Source organism: Pristimantibacillus sp. Z349TD_6 (genome assembly GCF_056173205.1).
In genome coordinates, this window is the sequence record NZ_CM149662.1 from 2887274 (window position 1) to 2906778 (window position 19505).

Annotated in this window: 14 protein-coding genes, 6 pseudogenes and 1 riboswitch; of the genes and pseudogenes, 19 read left to right on the top strand and 1 reads right to left on the bottom strand. The window is 39.1% G+C overall.

Annotated features, from left to right (window positions below; translation table 11 throughout):
- Position 1: 1 nt before the first annotated feature.
- The 14 genes and pseudogenes from qoxB to AC0VYE_RS12190 all read left to right on the top strand — a co-directional run.
- On the top strand, positions 2 to 1963 hold the full coding sequence (gene qoxB, locus AC0VYE_RS12125) for a cytochrome aa3 quinol oxidase subunit I (protein WP_475448212.1): 1962 nt from the start codon (positions 2 to 4) through the stop codon (positions 1961 to 1963).
- A 4-nt stretch (positions 1964 to 1967) separates the two neighbouring features.
- Complete coding sequence (gene qoxC / locus AC0VYE_RS12130) at positions 1968 to 2582, top strand: cytochrome aa3 quinol oxidase subunit III (protein ID WP_475448213.1); 615 nt, start codon at positions 1968 to 1970, stop codon at positions 2580 to 2582.
- Positions 2582 to 2884 carry a cytochrome aa3 quinol oxidase subunit IV gene (gene qoxD, locus AC0VYE_RS12135; protein WP_475448215.1) on the top strand — a complete coding sequence of 101 codons (303 nt, stop codon included), beginning with the start codon at positions 2582 to 2584 and terminating at the stop codon, positions 2882 to 2884. Before qoxC ends, qoxD begins: the two co-directional genes overlap by 1 nt.
- A gap of 233 nt (positions 2885 to 3117) precedes the next feature.
- Positions 3118 to 4230, top strand: a pseudogene (locus AC0VYE_RS12140) (transposase); the annotation flags it as partial.
- Positions 4208 to 4630 carry a BlaI/MecI/CopY family transcriptional regulator gene (locus tag AC0VYE_RS12145; RefSeq protein ID WP_475448217.1) on the top strand — a complete coding sequence of 141 codons (423 nt, stop codon included), beginning with the start codon at positions 4208 to 4210 and terminating at the stop codon, positions 4628 to 4630. The pseudogene AC0VYE_RS12140 and the gene AC0VYE_RS12145, both read left to right, overlap by 23 nt.
- Positions 4627 to 5499, top strand: a complete 873-nt coding sequence (locus AC0VYE_RS12150) for a M56 family metallopeptidase (protein ID WP_475448219.1) — start codon at positions 4627 to 4629, stop codon at positions 5497 to 5499. The genes AC0VYE_RS12145 and AC0VYE_RS12150 overlap by 4 nt, the downstream gene beginning before the upstream one ends.
- Positions 5500 to 5813: 314 nt before the next feature.
- Positions 5814 to 5948, top strand: a riboswitch (cyclic di-AMP (ydaO/yuaA leader).
- A gap of 3 nt (positions 5949 to 5951) precedes the next feature.
- Complete coding sequence (locus AC0VYE_RS12155; protein WP_475448221.1) at positions 5952 to 6428, top strand: C40 family peptidase; 477 nt, start codon at positions 5952 to 5954, stop codon at positions 6426 to 6428.
- Between the two features lie 77 nt (positions 6429 to 6505).
- A complete protein-coding gene (locus AC0VYE_RS12160) occupies positions 6506 to 7039 on the top strand; it encodes a redoxin domain-containing protein (RefSeq protein ID WP_475448223.1) in 534 nt (177 codons plus the stop codon).
- Between the two features lie 209 nt (positions 7040 to 7248).
- Positions 7249 to 8028, top strand: coding sequence for a cytochrome c oxidase assembly protein (locus tag AC0VYE_RS12165; protein WP_475448225.1), 780 nt, complete (start codon positions 7249 to 7251; stop codon positions 8026 to 8028).
- 206 nt (positions 8029 to 8234) lie between these two features.
- The gene (locus AC0VYE_RS12170; RefSeq protein ID WP_475448227.1) at positions 8235 to 8864 is read left to right on the top strand and encodes a hypothetical protein; all 630 of its coding nucleotides are present in this window, start codon (positions 8235 to 8237) and stop codon (positions 8862 to 8864) included.
- Between the two features lie 337 nt (positions 8865 to 9201).
- A pseudogene (locus tag AC0VYE_RS12175) lies at positions 9202 to 9588 on the top strand (manganese catalase family protein); the annotation flags it as partial.
- Positions 9569 to 10065, top strand: a pseudogene (locus AC0VYE_RS12180) (DNA cytosine methyltransferase). The pseudogenes AC0VYE_RS12175 and AC0VYE_RS12180, both read left to right, overlap by 20 nt.
- Positions 10066 to 10244: 179 nt before the next feature.
- A pseudogene (locus AC0VYE_RS12185) lies at positions 10245 to 10319 on the top strand (DNA cytosine methyltransferase); the annotation flags it as partial.
- Between the two features lie 989 nt (positions 10320 to 11308).
- A pseudogene (locus AC0VYE_RS12190) lies at positions 11309 to 11428 on the top strand (helix-turn-helix domain-containing protein); the annotation flags it as partial.
- Positions 11429 to 11967: 539 nt separating this feature from the next.
- On the opposite strand, the gene AC0VYE_RS12195 reads toward AC0VYE_RS12190, so the two are convergent.
- The gene (locus AC0VYE_RS12195; RefSeq protein ID WP_475448229.1) at positions 11968 to 12264 is read right to left on the bottom strand and encodes a copper amine oxidase N-terminal domain-containing protein; all 297 of its coding nucleotides are present in this window, start codon (positions 12262 to 12264) and stop codon (positions 11968 to 11970) included.
- Between the two features lie 314 nt (positions 12265 to 12578).
- Between AC0VYE_RS12195 and AC0VYE_RS12200 the strand changes: the two genes are divergently transcribed.
- The 5 genes and pseudogenes from AC0VYE_RS12200 (at position 12579) to AC0VYE_RS12220 (ending at position 19420) form a co-directional block, all read left to right on the top strand.
- The gene (locus AC0VYE_RS12200; protein WP_475448231.1) at positions 12579 to 14036 is read left to right on the top strand and encodes a spore germination protein; all 1458 of its coding nucleotides are present in this window, start codon (positions 12579 to 12581) and stop codon (positions 14034 to 14036) included.
- Positions 14033 to 15148: a GerAB/ArcD/ProY family transporter gene (locus AC0VYE_RS12205; protein ID WP_475448233.1), complete on the top strand. Its 1116-nt coding sequence runs from the start codon at positions 14033 to 14035 to the stop codon at positions 15146 to 15148. The genes AC0VYE_RS12200 and AC0VYE_RS12205 overlap by 4 nt, the downstream gene beginning before the upstream one ends.
- A 2-nt stretch (positions 15149 to 15150) precedes the next feature.
- Positions 15151 to 16227 (top strand): Ger(x)C family spore germination protein, encoded by a 1077-nt coding sequence (locus AC0VYE_RS12210; protein ID WP_475448235.1) that lies wholly within the window; start codon positions 15151 to 15153, stop codon positions 16225 to 16227.
- Between the two features lie 517 nt (positions 16228 to 16744).
- Positions 16745 to 17180 (top strand): annotated as a pseudogene (locus tag AC0VYE_RS12215) (recombinase family protein); the annotation flags it as partial.
- Positions 17181 to 18055: 875 nt separating this feature from the next.
- Entirely contained in the window at positions 18056 to 19420 is a 1365-nt protein-coding gene (locus AC0VYE_RS12220; protein ID WP_475448237.1) for an ABC transporter substrate-binding protein, read from the top strand.
- The last annotated feature ends 85 nt before the right edge of the window (positions 19421 to 19505 follow it).

Below are 19505 nucleotides of genomic sequence, written 5' to 3' on the forward strand. Positions count from 1 at the left end.
GATGTTTAATTTTATAAAGGATAATTTAATTCTAAATGATCCAATGATACTTGGAGCGAATATTTCCATTTTATTAACCGTGATTGGAATCGTGATTGTTCTTACTTACTTTAAAAAATGGAAATGGCTTTGGACAGAGTGGATAACATCTGTCGACCATAAACGAATTGGAATCATGTATGTCATTGCTGCCTTATTGATGCTTTTCCGTGGCGGTGTGGATGCATTGTTAATGAGAGCGCAATTAACAGTGCCTAATAATGCATTCTTGTCAGCACAGCATTATAATGAAATATTTACAACACACGGTACTATCATGATTTTATTTATGGCTATGCCGTTTCTACTCGGGTTAATGAACGTAGTTGTTCCTTTACAAATAGGAGCAAGAGATGTAGCATACCCATTTTTAAATAATTTAAGTTTTTGGTCATTCTTCTTTGGAGCAATTCTTTTTAACGTATCATTTGTATTTGGCGGGTCGCCAGATGCTGGTTGGACAAACTATGCTCCTTTGGCCATTGAAGGAAGTCCCGGGCCAGGAATAAATTATTATTTGCTTGGTTTACAGATTTCAGGGATTGGTACGCTTTTAACGGGTATTAATTTTATTGTAACTATAATTAAAATGCGTGCACCTGGCATGAAATTACTACGTATGCCGATGTTCACTTGGACTACGTTGATCACTTCGTTTATTATCGTCTTTGCGTTTCCAATATTAACTGTTAATTTAGCGTTAATGACATTTGACAGATTATTCGAAACGCATTTCTTTACACTGACTGGCGGCGGTAATCCAATGCTCTGGTCAAACTTTTTCTGGTTGTGGGGACATCCTGAGGTATATATTGTTGTATTGCCCGCATTCGGTATCTTCTCAGAGGTTATTGCAACGTTCGCAAGAAAAACATTGTTTGGCTATAAATCTATGATTATTTCTCTAGTCGTTATTTCAGTCTTAAGCTTCCTTGTGTGGGTTCACCATTTCTTTACAATGGGAGGAAGCGCAGCGTTAAACAATGTATTCTCAATAACCACGATGGCAATTGCCATACCAACAGGGATAAAAATCTTTAACTGGTTGGGCACGCTATACAAAAGTCGAATACAATTTACTACAGCAATGATGTGGGCACTTGCGTTTATTCCGACGTTCGTCATTGGAGGAGTAACAGGTGTTATGCTTGGTATGGCAGCCGCGGATTTTCAATATCATAACAGTTACTTCCTTGTTGCTCACTTCCATTATACGTTAATTTCGGGAGTTGTATTTGCTTGCTTCGCAGGCTTTGTATACTGGTATCCAAAAATGTTTGGACATAAAATGAATGAACGACTTGGAAAATTGGCGTTCTGGTTCTTTGCGATTGGATTTAATGTCTGCTTCTTGCCACAGTTCTTATTAGGTTTTGCAGGTATGCCGAGACGTGTATATACTTACGTTCCAGAAGATGGATGGACTGCATTAAATGTTGTTTCCAGCATTGGGGCCCTTGGTATGGGAATTGGCTTTGTGATCTTGGTTTACAACGTAAATTATAGTATGCGTAATGCCAAAAGAGAAACGACGGGAGATGCGTGGAACGGACGTACGTTAGAATGGGCGACCACAACAGCGGTACCTCCACATTATAATTTCGCGGTAGTTCCTGAGGTTAAAGGACTAGATGCATTTTGGCACATGAAACAGGAGAACAAAGAAATAAAGAAAGAAAATATGGAGTATAAACCGATTCATATGCCTAGTAACGCATCTACGCCGTTTGTTTTGTCTGTTCTCTTCTTTGTTGCAGGTTTCGGATTAGTGTTTGAATTGTGGTGGATGGCTATACTTGGCGGGATAGGTGTGCTTACTTGTTTGGTACTTCGTTCACTCCGCTCACATAAAGAAGATGAAGGATATTATGTTAGTGTGGATGAAATTAAAAAATTGGAACAAACGTTTCAAAAGGAGGCGTGAGTTTATGGCAAATATAAACAATAATGCAAGTCCCAACACGCCCTTGGAATATCAGTCTGAAACAGGCAGACTGAACATATTTGGATTCTGGATTTTCTTGGGTGCGGAAGTTTCTTTATTTGCTACTTTATTTGCGACATATTTTGCCCTTAAGAATGGCACAGTTGGAGGTCCACTTCCGAATGAAGTTTTTGACTTAAATAACACAATAATTATGACATTAATTTTATTAACAAGCAGTTTCACTTCTGGTTTAGCGATTAATGAGATGAGAAGAAACAGAGTTAAATCAATGATTACTTGGTTGATTATCACATTATTATTCGGTTTAGGATTTCTATATATGGAAGTTTCTGAGTTTGTACATTTGGTAAATGAAGGTGCTGCTCTGGGCACAAATGCTTTCTGGTCATCTTTTTATCTTCTGACTGGAACACATGGACTTCACGTATCACTTGGTATTGGATGGATAGTTTTGATTATAATGCAAGTGCTTAAAAGAGGTTTAACACCGGATACTGCTAAAAAGGTTTTTGTCTCCAGTTTATACTGGCACTTTTTAGACTTTGTATGGATTTTCGTCTTTACAGGTGTCTACCTATTAGGGATGGTGGGATAATGGCAAATAAAACAGTTAATCGCAATCATTTTCCATGGTCGCATGTCGTTGGTTTCCTCCTATCTATTGCTTTAACTTTTATAGCAGTTTGGATAGGTATACGTACAGATTTAACATATAGAACGATTGTTATTCTTGTGTTTTCCCTAGCGTTTATCCAAGCGGCAATTCAGTTATTTATGTTTATGCACGTATCGGAAGGAGAACACGGAATTTGGCAAATTGGTAAGATGATTTCTGCTGCTTTTATTGCAATTGTGATTGTTGCAGGCAGTATATGGGTATTGAATCAAATGCATTAAATTATAAGAAATAATAGATATAGCAATATAGCACGTTCTGATCTAGACCCTTAGGACACTTTAAAAAAGAGGGAGATAGAACATTTAGGTAGCCGACAAAAGATGATTCCTGTACTGTACGAGGGCACTAAAAAAATCTTCTTGATGTCAAAAGGTACGGTCCCTCAATAAATTGAGGAGATTGTACCTTTTTTACTGTATAATTAAGACGTCATAAGGTGTGGTTGATTCGAATGATTCAACCACAACAAATGCTGATCGTAAGTCCATATATAGAACTCTACAATTTGGTAACTCCCAAGGATGATATGCTGCGTTAATTAAATGAGTTAGTTGACTTCTCATTTGAGTATAAAAATGCGATTGACCCGATTCAGATGTTTAAGTACTTGTTCATGAAGGCGATCTTTGAATTATCCGACGTTGACATTTTTCGAGCGATCCAAATACGACATGTCCTTTAAGTATTTTCTTGACATGGCGCCGGAAAAATCAGTAATTGACGCCAGTTAGTTAACCAAATTCCGAAAGTTGCGACTTAAAGACCTGAATCTGCTCGTCATGCTCTCGTGGGCAAAACGGTTGAAATCGTAATGGAGAAGGGCATTATCAAAAGTAAAGCAATCATTGTCGATGAAACCTATACTAAAGCTCACTACAATCAGAAACCCCTTGCCAAAAACTCATCGCAGTACTTGAAGCAGAAGGGGCATCTATGAGCTTCCAAAAATAAAATAACCATAGAATTTATTGAAAGAAACGGTTGCAGACGACCTAGAACAGCTACCGATCTCAGAAGGTGTGCCACAAGAGTGCGGATTCCTCGTTTTTCGGATACAAAATCCACATTGCCATGACCGATGAACGAATTATTACGGTGGCTATTGTCATGACTGGCGAGAAGAATGACGGGAAGCAGTTGCAAAAACTGAAAAAAGAAAGGCAACTAGCATGGAAGTCAAAACGGTCATTGGAGACACAACCTACTCGGAAAGAGACAATATTTAGTTCAACAACGTCAATGACATTGAATTGGTCGCCAAACTAAATCCGCTAATCACGCAAGGGACGCGGAAAAAAGAAGATGAATTCCAATTCAACAAGGACGTGAGTATGTATGTCTCGAAGGTCGGCATATGGCGATTCGGAAAGCACGGCAATAAAGCCACACATACCTCTTCGATGTAGAGGTATGCAAGAGATGTCCGCTTAAGGAAGTTTGCTATACCGAAGGAGCAAAAAGCAAAACCTACTCGGTGAGTATTAAATCTGATGAGCACAATAGTATGAGATATAATAGATTCTTGAGAGGAGCATTCGCGCATGAAAATCAAAAAATTAAATTTACATGAAGAAGGAATAAGTCGTTTTTTCGGCTCTCTTGAAGTCAAAGTCATGAACATCATGTGGGAAAAAGAAAAGCTTTCAATTAAGCAGGTTCATGAAATTATTAATAACGAGAATCCCATTTCTATTAATACGGTCATGACCGTCATAATCCGACTAGCTGAAAAAGGACATTTGCACAAGGAAACCTCAGGTGGTGGACGGAACCGCTTGACGTTCTTTTATCCAGTTCAAAGTAAAGAGCAATTCATCATCGAACAGACAAAAGTTGTAACAGACGGACTTATTGAGGATTTCGGCTCAGTAATTGTTAATCATTTTATTGATACGCTGGATGGTGCAGATCCTGAGCTGATTCAGAAGCTAGAAAATAGGATTAATGAGATAAAGAAAAAATGATGAAGCAACTAGAGATGCCTTTAAAACCCAAGATCGCGCTTACGTTTATTTCTCTTCTTGTTAGCTGGATCTTGTTGCAGATGGGATACAATGTCGTCCACCAATTAAATGATGTACCCATTACATCAAGTTTCGGACAGTTAGTTCTCGCCGTCATGCGTGATATCGTTACTAATCATGCTATTATGGAGCGACTATATAACGGATTCATTGTTTATCTATTTATTATCGTCTTCTACCATTCTGTTGTACAACTAGTACTTCATAACAAATTACATCGCTACATCAGAGACCGTCACGATGCTAAATTATCTGCGTTTTGGAGTAAACGATATCATCAGACACAAATGGAGATCATAGTCATTAAAGAATCTGCTTTTGTTGCGATGTCATATGGTTTATTGAGGCCAAAGATCCTAATATCTACAGCGATTTTTAATCAATTCCAGGATGAAGAAATTGAAGCCATCCTGTTGCACGAACTATATCATTGTAAGGCGTATCATCCGCTACAAATGATCCTTTTAACAATAGTAAGTAAGGGACTTGCATTTGTACCTGTCATAAAGGAACTCACCCATTTTTACGCTATTTGGACAGAGCTGCTGGCTGATCGATATGCTATTAGTCGTATGAATACTGAGTTGCCGATAGGGAAAGTATTGTTATCCTTGATTAAAAGCAATACAAATTCAGCTGTCGGAGCTGGAACTCATTTTGCCAATGAAGCCGTTAATTATCGTATCAAACAAATTATAGATCCTTCCGGCGATATACGCATTTCAATGACTAACCGAAAGACTTTAATTATATCTTTTGTCGTATTAATTGCGATGTCTTTGTTATTAATTGGAAGGTGCTTGAATTAATAAAGACGGGGATTCGTCTCAGGACGTACCCCACTTTTTTATTTGGGATATTTATGTATGATGAAATAAACTATTATGCGTAGTTTAATAAAAGAAGGAGGATTACAAGTGTCACAGGTTATTGTTTTTTTTACCATTATTACTATTGTAGCGGTTATATTGTCTTTCATTGCTGTGAAATCCATAAGATCGTCACAATACGGGCAAACGACTAAAAGACAATTTGAAAGAAAAGATGATGATATATGAGAGTATTCTAATGAATATATTGAAGGATTATGACTAAAACAATCGAATTAAACTATTATGTGTAGTCTAATAAAACGCCTAATTCTTTATATTGGAAACGGGGGAACCATCTAGGGTGAATTGCTTAAGGATTATCCTTTAGCATAGGGATCTTCAACCGAACCCGTAAGCTAACCTCGTAGGCAACGAAGGGAGAAGCAGTTTTGAAAAAGCGTTTAGCTGTTTTTTTGTCATGCATGATGTTATTTAGTGGTGGGGGGAGCGTGCTCGCTGAGAAATCTTCACCATCAGAGTTTATAGATTCAGTAAATGAAGTCATTGGAACTCCGTATAAGTGGGGTGGCACAACGGTTAAGGGTTTTGATTGTTCCGGGTTTATCTTGCATATCTTCAATCAGTTTGATGTGAATTTACCAAGAACATCTAAATCACAAGCTGAGGTTGGTAATAAAGTCGATAAAGAGGAGCTGCGTGAGGGTGATCTCGTATTCTTCAACACAAGTGGAAGAGGAATCTCTCATGCCGGCATTTACATAGGGGAAGGAAAGTTCGCACATTCTTCTTCAAGTAAAGGTGTTACCATTAGTAAGTTGAGTGATGACTACTATGAAAAGCGCTATGTAACGGCGCGACGTGTAGTAAAGGAAGTTACTTTTACTGCGATGATGGAGTCAAAATAATTAAATAAAGGACGGTTAGATATTCATAACCGTCCTTTTTCATGCAATAAAAAAACAATATGTATGGGGTGTCGGTAATGAAACTGACAGGGTCAAATCGTAAGATTGTACAAATTTTTATTCTAATAATCGTTTTAGTGGTAGGCGGATTTGCCATAGGAAAGACTTTTATAAAAACAAACAATTATCCTCTAGTGGGTGGAGAGCCTCCTGCATTTGAACTAGTAGATATGGAAGGGAACGTACACCGTCAATCTGATTATATAGGAAAACCGTATATTATTAATTTTTGGGGAACCTTTTGCCCTCCATGTGTCAAGGAAATGCCAGAGTTTCAGCGGCAATATGAAAAGTGGGGTAGTAAAGGATTAAAAGTTATTGCTATTAATTTAAGTGAAGATGATTTGACAGTTAGGAACTTCTTGCGAAAATTCGAATTAGAGTACACGATCTTACGTGATCGGAATAGGGTTACTGAAAGAAGATTCGGTCTAAAAGCTTACCCAACAACCTATTTTATAAAAGCAGACGGGACGATAATGGAAATTTATGTTGGTGGCATGACGGAGAGTGACATTAATGAGAGAGTGGAAAGTTTGTTCAGTAATTAATGAGATCGATATTTGATCAATTGTGACATATAAGTGATTTCATTTTTTCCTGAAATTCTTGTGGTCGTTTAAATAGAGATAGAAAAATAATTAATAATAGGGCGGCTGTCCTTTGCTTACCACTTATCGGCTATATTCTAATGAACATACTAATGCGCCTAACCAACACTACATCGACCAAATGAACTGCTACAGGATTGGAGAAAACTATGAATCATGGCCAGAATAACCAAGGTTTAGCGGTTGAATTAATCAGCCCAGGTACGATTATTATTTTGATTATCGTAAGTTGGTTGTATCTATTTCTTATCCGTAAAAATCAAAATGAACGGGTCCCTACCAAGAAGATAGTCAGTTTTTTTCTAAGCATGATGGTTTTATATATTAGCATGGGGCCGTTAAATGCCCTTGGTCATTCCTATTTATTCAGTGCACACATGCTCCAGCAATCCTTGCTTTTTTTTGTTTTCCCCTTATTCCTTTTGGCGGGCTTACCGGATTGGTTCTATTCAACCTTGCTCAAGAATCGCATAGTGCGATATTTTCTAACGGGCATAAATCCCTTTCTTATGGCACTTGTTTTTAATACGTTACTGTCTTTTTATCATTTTCCAGTAGTATTTGATTTTTTGATGAGTACAAGTTGGGGTATGTTGCTTCATGGCATTCTTACCATTCTGATCTTGCAAATTTGGATAGCAATACTGCCGCCGACGGAAGAATTGGCCCGTCGGCCGGAGCTGCAACGAATGGCTGTTCTGATCTTAAACGGATTGTTACTGTATCCTGCTTGCGCGGTCATCATTTTCGCCGGTTCCCCGATGTACGCAACTTATGAACACGCTGAGCAGCTATCTGCTTTACTTGGTCCGATTGATGATCAACAGTTGGGTGGTGTCATTATGAAATTCGTTCAAGAAGGAGCGCTTGCGTATGCGTTAGCCCGTATCGTGTTCGCATGGCGAAAAAGAGAACTAGTGGAGGATTAGTTCAATGAAAAAAGCGAAAACATATTTCCAAGGAATTTGTTGTCACAAAGCAAAAAAATAAGATATCAGGTAAGGAACGGCTATTTTTGATTTTAAAAAAGGATTTGAATATATATGAATTGGGTTCACACAAAATACTGCCCGTTAACTAACGGATACGAGACATTTGATTTTTGATGAGTACAAGTTGGGGCATGTTGCTTCATATGGAAAACGTTAATGATAGAAAAATTAATTTTAAAGAGATTACGATAAACACAACCACTATTATTGGGATAATCACGGTGTTTTATTACGTAATTGCTTATAGATTCGATGTAGGGTATAAAGCATTCTTTTCAATACCTGATAAGTTAATTGAGATGAATATTTTGTCAATTATGAGACCAGGTTTGCCGCTAACGTCAATTTTTATTGTAGCTGTAGGGGCTTTAATAGCTTACTTTATTCTTGTGTTTGTATTAGTGGTTCTAATTGATAGATTTATCATAAAAAAATTTTTATCATTTCGATTATTCGAAGCAAAACATGTTGTTCCAACTATAAAAATAATATCATCATTAGTTCTGATTGCTTCAATTATTTCAATGTACGAATTCTCATTTTCTTTTGGAAAGGATTTTGCAGCTACTACAAAATCTTTTTGGGTTATTGAAGTTGATAATACTAATTATGCAGTTGTGGATACATATAATAATAATTTTATCGCTATACCAGTAAATCTTGATGATGTTACTTTTAAAACACAGTTTAAATTCATAACTCCAGAAGAAATAGGTGATGGATTTTTATTCAATGTTGTGAAGGAGAAACCACTCAAAGAAGAATTAAATTAATTGGAAGGTGAGTTGTAAATGAATAATTATGGGAGTATTGCTTTTCATTCAGCAAATTTCTTAAGTAAGGAGAATTCGACCTTTTTTAAGGTGGCACAGTAAGATTAGAATCATCTAGACTGGCCTGAATTTCTTTTTTGTTATGCCGGCAGCTCTTGCAGCCTCGTTGAGCTTGGGAATGATAATTGAACGATCTTGGTATTACGTTGAGAGCAGCGTAAGACGAGATTTTGGTTGTCTAGTATCCGCTTCATAGTCAAAAGGCATTAATACCGAAATATTCAAGATCGAAAAGCCTTGCTGTGTCTAGGAAAATCATCACTGTTAATTACAATGTACCAACGAATTTGCTCACTTGGAAATGATTGCTACAATGATATATAAATTGACAAAAGATGCAACGCCTGAGCAGTTAAAGGCTGCTGGCCTAGGTGCTCATTATGTGGCTCATGACAGCGCCTTATTCTATGAGAATGCAGGAGGCGTACCCTTTACGGCTACCTATATTCAAGCGAAAGGCGATCCGATCGCGGATCTATATGAGGACATAGCGGCGGAGGAGAAGGCTAGGGCGACGTATCAGTGGTTGATTGATCTAACGGATGATGTCGATCTACAGGATAGCTTGAAGTTTTTGCGGGAGCGCGAGATTATACACTCTCTGCGGTTCCGGGAAGCGGTTGAGATCCTTAAGGAAAAGCGGGATGAGAAGATATTTTATTAGAGGGACAGTATTCTTTGAGATCATCAGGTTCGCATCTATTCTCAAACCTGAATTTATACGCCTTGAAAACGTCACAGGACTCCTCAGTCATGACAAAGGGAGAACGTTCGAGACTATCATCGGAACGCTGGATGAGTTGAGGTACGTGGGGAATGGTGTGTGCTTAACAGCTCGGCCTATGTGCCACAAAACAGAGAACGTGTCTTCATTGTCGCAAGTCTTAGAGGATCAAGTGGACGAAAAATATTTCCTTTCAGAGAAGAAAACAACAAGTCTGCTAAAGACTCTAAAACAATAGCTTCTAAGGTTATGATCGCTGGAAATGTAAATCCGAGCGGAAGAGGTATGAATGGCCAAGTCATTTCTGCAAACGGACTAGCGCCGACTCTTATAACGAATAAGGGTGAAGGTAACAAAATTTTAGTTAATGTTTCACAAAAGACAGGTGTCAACGAAATGGGGGAGCTGCTTGTTTAGATGCAAGTTATTTCAAAGGATTAGGAGCCAATCAAGCGCGAACAGGGGTCATGGAACCCATGGCTGTATTAACACCAGACCGCGAAGAGAAAAGGCAGAACGGACGTAGATTTAAGGAGCCAGGAGAACCATCTTTTACGCTAACGGCACAGGACAAACATGGAATCTAGGATGGTTATCGTATTCGTAAACTAACACCTCTTGAATGTTTTCGACTGCAGTCTTTTCCGGACGATTGGTTATATACACTATAAGGATATGGGATAAGCGATTCCCAATTATATAAAATAGCAGGCAATGCTGTAACGAGCCAAGTTGCTTATGAAATCGGCAAACGATTGATGGATTCCGTCAATTTGTAATGTACTTGAGTAATGCAGTCTGTTCAGTGCTGTATTAATTATTCGTATCAGGGGTACCGCCGCGGTACCCCTGATATTATTTGTATCTGTTAATTTTAACATAGGCAAGCACCTCAATTGTGATAATTTTACTTGGCACATTTGAGGTGCTTTCCATAAAATTCGGAATTGTTAGACTATTTTCTGCGCATTATATTAAAAATAGATAAAATACAGATTATAAAAAGAAATATCAGTGAAACCCAAAACATGATAAGCCCAAATTCTCCACCGAATACTATAGAAGGCCTTGTATTAAATTCATCTACATAGATTCCAATATTCCAAAAGATATTAACTTGTAGTATTAAACATATAATACTTGCTATAAATATTAACTTATTTATTATATTTTTTTTCATATCACATCTCCAACAAACTTATTGGCACAAGTTAGCAACACAATCAGCATAGCTTGTCGAAGTGCTACTCGGCTCTAAATTCTAATTATCTTTGAAAGTTGCAAATTGAAAATGACAGTCAAATTGCCATTTTAACTTTTGTTCATTAGTCCAGTTTGAGTGACTACCAAAACCATCAGTTGGGCTCTTTAGCACATTCCATGCTTCATTTTTCACAAGAAGAATCTCTCTTACATCATCTGTTGGATCAAGACTTATAGATATAACTCCATCTCTAGTAAATTCCTCCGATTTCTTTATAACAATGTGGATCAAATAAGCTGATTGTATTTATTTTAGACGTGCTATTATCACATAAAAAATACTTATATCTCATAACTTGATATGCTTAAAAAGCATTTCTTGAACAAGTAGTATGGAAACAAAAAAGGAGATATGTCGATGGAGGTAAGAGTATTACGTTATTACTGTCGCTAGAGAATGGCAGATGCAGACTTTTTACATCTAACACAACCAACTTTGTCCAGACAATTAAAGGATCTTGAACAAACGTTAGGAAAAAAACTATTTATTCGCAGTAGCCACGTAGTTTACCTCTCGATAAAAGTATGGCATACACGTTACCTCGCATTATCCTTCTCTTCATCTGGCGACTGGGTATATGAAGACCAATTACTAATCAAGATTTCGATGATTATACCGTATCAAAAAGTGTGTCCAGAAAATGAAACGTACCAAAAATCAAATATACAGTTTTTGAAACACTTTATTGTGTCTTTTTTTAGTGTATCAAAAAGCATCGTTATCTAGACAGCCGTCACAGTTCATATCATTACAGAATACGAACAAACCTAACAACATCTTGATGATTTGGTGTTGGGTTTGTTCATAAAAGTTCAAGATGACATAATATATTTATGGCACTTTAGCTTATGGTTTTGAATTCGTCCGGGAATACTGGACCAGGGTTGCAGTATTACTATCTTTATAAGTAATACCAGACTGATAATAAATCGTTTTAAACTTAAAGTCGTTTTCTAGTTCTTTATTTTGAATAATTGTGTTAATGAATTGATCAGTAAAGTAAGGGCTGAAATACGTTCTTATTTGCTTAATAGAAGAAATATCGGTCGCTTCATTTAATTTGTCGACCAATACTTTAAGTCGCTGATCGTCGCTGATCTGTGAACTGCCGTCTTAATGGTTGCTTGTTCGGTTTGCTGATTCCATCCAACCTCTGCCCCCAGAGTTTGACTTACAAAACGTAGTGGAACATGTGTCATTCCTCCACCAAATAGCTTAGCCGGAACATCAAGAGACACTTGTGTTTGGTTGACCGATACTTTTGGAGAATTTAGTGTGAGCTTTATAGTTGTGCTGTTCTGGGTGATCATGATCTGTTTGCTTTGTTGATTCCACTGTACATCAGCACCCAAATTCTCCTATACAGCCCACAAAGGAGTCAGCATCCGATTATTTTGAAGTTTTCCACTGTCTAATTGAACCGGTGCGCTATCCGCAAAGCTGGAGTCTGCAAAAGTTGGCAACGGCAGACGAATTATGCGCCCAGATAACGGGGGGCTGCAATACTTTGAGAGCGAACACCCAATTCAACCATGTAATGACTTGAGAGCAAATCAAACTCGAAACGTTATGCGGTTTGAAATACAAATGGCCGGTCGTATAATTTTTCGATTACAGGGCAAGATAAAACCGCAGGATTTTGATTTCTTTAATGAAGGAGAAGACTATGCATGAAAAATACGACCCTCAAATGAAAAATCATCAAATGTCCACATGGCTTGATGAATTAAAACAGAAATTAAACCATATGGATGATGCCGAAATTGTTGAGCTCAGAATGGGTACCAGTGCCTCAGTCCATCTTTTATACATAAAAACGTTAATCGATCCAGAGCGTTTAAACGAGACGATTATTCAGCCACTTCATCGTTCTGCTTGCAATTCGCTTTCTTCATGCATAACCAATGCCAAAGTTTCGGAAGTTCTATCGATCGAAGAAGCTGAGCAAAAAATAATGCAAGGATTTATTCTTCTAAACGATTCAGTCAACGATCAGTGGTTAGGCGTCCAACTGGAAAACCCTCTTGGTCGGGCAGTTGAACCTTCCCAAACGGAAACGGTTATATATGGAGCGAAAGACAGCTTCAGTGAACAAATCGATAAAAACATTACAATGTTGCGCAGACGTTTGCCTATAACTACATTAAAAACGGAAAGCTTTACTATCGGTTCACTGAGTAAAACGAAAGTTGTGTTACTGTACATAGACGGATTAACTAATCCAGAATTTGTTTCCCTTGCAAGAAAGAAAATTGAAAGTGTGGATTTCGATCAATTTTTAGACTCCTCTCAGCTTGCAGCTTTTATTGAAGATCATAACCATACGGTCTTTCCGCAGTTTCTACAAACGGATCGGCCGGATGCCTGTGCCTACGCCTTAGGTGAGGGAAAGCTGACGCTATTGGTTTCCAATTCACCGTTTGCTTTAATTTCTCCCATTACTTTTTTCCATCTACTCCAATCTCCGGAAGACTACTTCCTTCGTTGGCCGATAGCCAGTTTTTTACGTTTAATCCGGTACGGAAGTTTTATTGTTTCTTTGACGATGATTCCTTTTTATGTTGCGTTAACGACATTTCATTACCAAATGGTTCCGCTGCCGATTCTTTTCGTATTATTGGAATCGAGAAGCAAATTGCCCTTTACTCCGTTTGCGGAAGGATTTTTCATGATCGTAACGCTGGAAATCATCAAAGAAGCAAGTTTGCGAATGCCGACCAAAACCAGTCAAACGTTAGGGGTTATCGGTGGTATCGTCATTGGACAAGCTGCTGTAGAAGCAGGCTTTGCAAGTAAAGTATTGATAGTGTTGATGGGTATATCCGCTATTGCTTTCTTTTTAGTTCCCAATTATCAAGTTACAAAATCCATGGTGCTGATGCAAATTCTTCTTCTTATCCTTGCATCGTTTCTTGGGTTGCCGGGAATCGTGATCGGGCTAATCGGGATTCTTGCACATCTCCATGCATTAACGTCATTAGGTCAACCTTATTTAGCACCGATTGCTCCTTTTTATGGAAAGGATTGGAATGACCTCTTTATCCGCGGCCCTTTAATTTGGATGAAAACTCGTCCGAAATATCTAAAACCACTGCGGAAATGGCGACAGGAGATGAAGAAGTGAAGAGTTTATCCTTATATAATCGAACTTCCACCCTTGGCGGTATCTATTTCCTTCTCTTAGTGAACCGCATGCAAATGCATTATTTTATTTTAATCATGCCGGTTTATTTGGTTCATTCGTATATGGTTTGGGGAATTGTCGTGATGGGGCTACTGTCCCAACTTAATTTGATGATGATGTCCAAATGGTTTACTTCCAGTTATGCAGCGAAAGGCTATCAAGGATTTTTACTGCTTTTCGGGAAACGGACGGTTCAAGTTTTCGCAATACTTGGATTTTTGATAATATTGTTAAAAATTTCAATTATAACACTGGGATACGTTGAAATGCTCCATAGTTTTATTTTTCCATCTATGGATAAAAGGTGGCTGATCCTAATCATTCTTTTGATCAGCTTATATGTGGCTTCACATGGAATGGAGAATACATTGCGTTTTGTCGTCATCACCTTTCTTTGCGGGGCTTGGATCGCAGTCCTGTTTATTCCTTTTTTCTTTCAACCGGATGCAAATTACCGCGATTTGTATCCTCTCATACCCACCGAATGGTCAGGACAATCATGGCAAGGTTTGTTGTTTATTTGGTCTGCATTTTCTGGTCCAGTATATTTGGCCTTTATGGTTCCATGGTTAAGCTCCAATAAAAAAATATCGAAATATCTGGTAATTGGAAACATGCTGACGATCATGGAATATTTATTATTGTTCATTGCTACGGTATTGTTTTACGGTTCGAACTTCTTAAGCAAGATCAATTTTCCGATAGGATATATGGGAAGCTACATTCAAACGAGCGGTTTAGAACGAATCGATTACATCCTTATCTCTTTTCATATGTTTAATTATGTGTTTGACATTTCAATTCTTCTGTTGTGTTTTTATGGAGCCGGAAGAGTCTTTATGAGAAAAATGAACAAACGCACAACTCGGATCGGATTATTGTCGAGTTGGTTTGTCATTTTGATAAGCATCATCATAATGGATCAATGGTTATGGCAAATGGTTCCGGTTCAAAAGATGTTATTGAACATTCAAATCTGGCTCGGCGCATTCCTTTATTTACTTGTTCCTATGATCCTTTTCACTGCAGTTAAACGAAAGGAGAGTATTTAGGCATGGTACCATACAAGCACTATGGTTTATTGGCAATTGTAAGCCTTATGTGGATGGCCGGCTGTTCTTCTCCATATGTTGAGAACAATATGATCGAAGAGATCGCTCCGGTAGTTTTCTGGTCGGTTGACAAGGGGACGGAAGGAAAGTTGAAAATAAGCACTTTAGTACCACCGCTCATCCAAGAAAAAAAACGTTTTCTCTCCAAGGAAGTCGATCTGTTAAAACAGGGAGGCAAGAAGTTTAATTTAATTTATTATCGGGAATTAAAGCAGGGGCAGCTGCGAATGTTATTAATCAATGAGAAGCTGGCAAAAAAAGGAGGCATTGAAAAGCTGGTCAATACGATATTGGTTGATCCCGATATTTCAATGCGTGTCTATTTATTGATTGTCAGAGGCGATTTTGATGAATACATAAAAAATCAATTGACGAAGCAAGAAAACCAAGATTATTTTCTTTATCGGATGTTAAAGCATTACGAGGAGCATAACCAAGGTGAAATGAGCATCGTCAATATTCATCAATTTATGAAGATGTTATATTCCCCTCTTAAGGATCCGATCCTGCCAGTTTTTCATTCGGATAAGAACAATTTCAATTACGTAGGGACAGCTTTCTTACAAAAAGATAAAGAAGTAATGGTCATTCAAGATGTGGACGATGAAATTTTTCAACTCCTGGATAACGATCATTTCCTAAAAGTCTTGGCCATTCCAAAGTTATCTATCAGTTTAGGACGTATTCGATCCAATGTTCGCATGAAACTATCGAGGGACTATTCATCCTTGTCTTTACACGTGGAATTGAACGGAAGAATTGAGGAATACCAGGGAGAAAAGAATATTCACAGTGAGGAACAATTGGAACATTTAATTCATGAGATTGAGGTCTACCTTGAGGAACAAACGTCGGATTTATTAAAAAGAATGCAACGGTGGAAAGTGGATCCCCTAGAGGTCGGAACACATTCGCTTAAGCCGTTTTCTAAAGAAATAACGGAAGAACAATGGTTGAAATATTGGGGAAATATGAAAATTAATGTTGACTACGATATCAAAATACATCCTTTAATGTAGATGAAAACAACGCGTTAAGAGCGCAGCATAAGAGAATTGACAGTAAGGAATTTTATCCTGAGCTTGGTATTCTCGAGATTTTCGTAACTCTTAAAAAATCGGCTGTATGAGGCTCACAAATCGATTTATTGGTGCTTGCTTTGGCTTCAAGATGTGGTTTTAATCACACAACAACACTATATGTACTAATCTAGATTTAGATGATTATTCTGTATCAAAAAGTGTGTTAGGTAAATGAAACGTTCCAAAAATTAAATATACAGTTTTTGAAACGCTTTACAGTGTCTTTTTTTAGTGTATCAAAAAGCATGCATTTTGAAAGGATAGAATGGTGACTAAGGCTATACCGGTATATAATTCAATCCAGATACTTCAATATGTGAAAAAAGACAATTTATCTTTCTTGTACAATATGGGACACTCTTCTGAATTAACGTAATGGACAAAGAGTATGAGTTATAAACCTACAAGGGAGAGAAGACATAGATATCTTTATAGAGAAGGAGGAGTATTAATGATGGAGATGGGCTACGCGCGTGTTTCTACTAAGGAGCAAAATCCGGAAAGGCAACTGCTGATAATTTGAGCGGCAAAGACTTCAATCGACCTCAGTATCAGTCTAAGTGTCTTATGTTGAGACAAGGTGATTTAGTTTACATCGATTCGTTAGATCGATAGAGACGAGATTACGAAGGAATCATAGATGAGTGGGAATATATTACTCGTGAGATTGGAGCGGATATTGTTTGTTTGGATAATGAGCTGCTCTTTGATTCTAGAAAGTACGAACCATGGGTAACTTCGGAAAGGTCCTGGAGAGTCAATTTCTTAGTTTGCTTGCCTATGTAGCAGAACAAGAGTGTAAAAAGAATCTGGAGCGACAAGCTGAAGGAATTGCAGTGGCTAAATCTGAAGGAGTTAAGTTTGGCAGGCCGCGAAAGGAAATTGAATCAAATTTTATTGAAGTGTATCAAGCTTGGAAAGCTTCCGTAAATCTATAGCTTATGTCACAAGGCAGATGGAGGAAAATATAAGATTTCTGCTTAGGCTACGCTTTAACGACTAGCAACTCAAATTACCGCTGGCTAGTCAAAAAGCCGAGCGGTTTTTTTGGCCAACCTGAGATCGCATAGCTCGTTTATTACCTACCACAGACATCATAGCTAGTACGGTTAAGAGGTGTGCCATAACGCCGTGAAGCAATGTCGCCGTATGAAATCAAGACGTTGAGCATTGCTCTTTCCTTCTAATTTATTGTTGCCTCTGTGATTAAGAGACGCATACGCCAACCGTATCCTGCTCGGTTAAACCTTATGAGCAAGCTACTCGTGCGGCGGCTGTAACGGTTATCATCAGGGCATTATCTCTGTAGTTGCGAACAGCCCCAGTAGACTGAACATTTGAGAAATGTTTAGTCTGTGAGGTTTTCTATGAGGCCAACGCCAGCTGTTTCACCCCATTCAGAAAAGAATCGTCGTAAGAATGCAAAATAAACTACGACATCACAATTAACTAATGGGTATTTCCAAGCCGGGTATCAAAGGTATAGGGGAGAATGAGACCGAGAAGAAGCAGTCCAGTATGCTGGCAAAAAATCGATTAGGAAGCGTCCCCAATGTTTGAATTAGAATTGAACTGACTCACTATCCGTATTGCAATCAAACTTCCTTTGTCTTATTGGCGTCCTGCGTTTCAAGCTTCATCGTCTGCCGCTTGAACCTTCTGAATATTTTGCAACTCAGGAACCGAGAATATTGAATTATTAAGCGCTCTCTTGGATGATACAATGTTATTGCAAACAACCACAATAGAGAGAGGGGCATCATCCTTGAAAAAGTCAAAACTTGCTGTCATCGGCACAAGCACACTGCTCGTCACTGCCTTCCTTGCAGGCTGCTCATCCAATAACAATGTGAACACCGCCAGCCCGTCGGGAACTGCTTCAGAAAGCGCATCCACATCGTCTTCTGACAAGCCCGCATCCGGCGAGCAGGTCAAGCTGACTTTCTGGCGCAACTCCGGAAATGACGCCGAAAACTCCGCTTACGATCAATTGGTGAAAGCATTCAATGCGAACAATCCAGACATCAAGGTCGAGATGAGCCCGATTCCTTATTCGGACTATGATGCGAAGCTGCGGACCTCGATCGCAGCGAACAATCCGCCGGATATTATGGCGATTGATGCCCCGAATATGGCATCCTACGCGCAATCAGGAGCATTGCAATCGTTGACGAATTATTTCAAGGTGGACGGCAATCTCGACGATATTCCGGCGGGTACAATTGGGGCCTATACGTACAAGGACAACATCTACATGGCGCCGCTTACCGAATCTTCCATTGCTCTTTTCTACAATAAGAAGATGTTCGAGGCAGCAGGTATTCCTCTACCATCCAAAAACCCGGATGAGCCGATGACATGGGATCAAGTGCGCGATGCGGCTATCAAGCTGACCGACGCGAAAAAGGGCATTTACGGCATCGATCCGGCCCAAGGCTTTGGGAACGCGGGAGCGGCCGCTTACTTCAAGTACCCGATCATCTGGCAGTTCGGTGGGGAGATCATGGACAAGGATGGTATGACATCTAAGGGCTACCTGGATATGCCGGAGACCAAGAAAGCGGTACAGTTCTTCGCGGATCTGTATAATAAGGACAAAGTGTCGTCGCTGGAATACCCGCCGGATCCGTTCCCTACAGGCAAGCTTGCGATGACGGTCGACGGCTCCTGGTCGTTGTCCTTCTTGGCCGAGAAGTTCCCGAATTTCAAGCTCGGTGAGGATTGGGACGTCGCGCCGCTGCCTAAAGAAACGAAGCAAGCGGTGGCCAACGGCTCTTGGTCCCTCGCCATCTCTTCCAAGAGTAAGAACGCGGACGCAGCCTGGAAGTTCGTGAACTACGTGACTGGAGCGGAAGGCTCCAAGCTGTATAGCAGCGTGACGAAAGATATTCCGGTTCGTTACTCCGTCGCGAAGCAGTTCCCGGAGCTGAACGAATATCCGAAGAACGTCTTTGTCATCCAGAACCAGAAATACGGCCGCTCACGTCCGATTACGCCGATCTTCCCGCAGATGTCGGATGCCGTCAACAAGATGATTGAAGACGTAACGATTGGTAAACGCAACGTCGATACGGCGATTGCTGATGCCATCAAGAAGATCGACAAGGCTTACGCCGATATGCCGAAGTAAGAAATAAAGGATAACCTGAAAAAGACGTCCGCTATTTGCGGATCGTCTTTTTCAGGCTTTTGCGTTCAAATAGCTCTCATCTTAC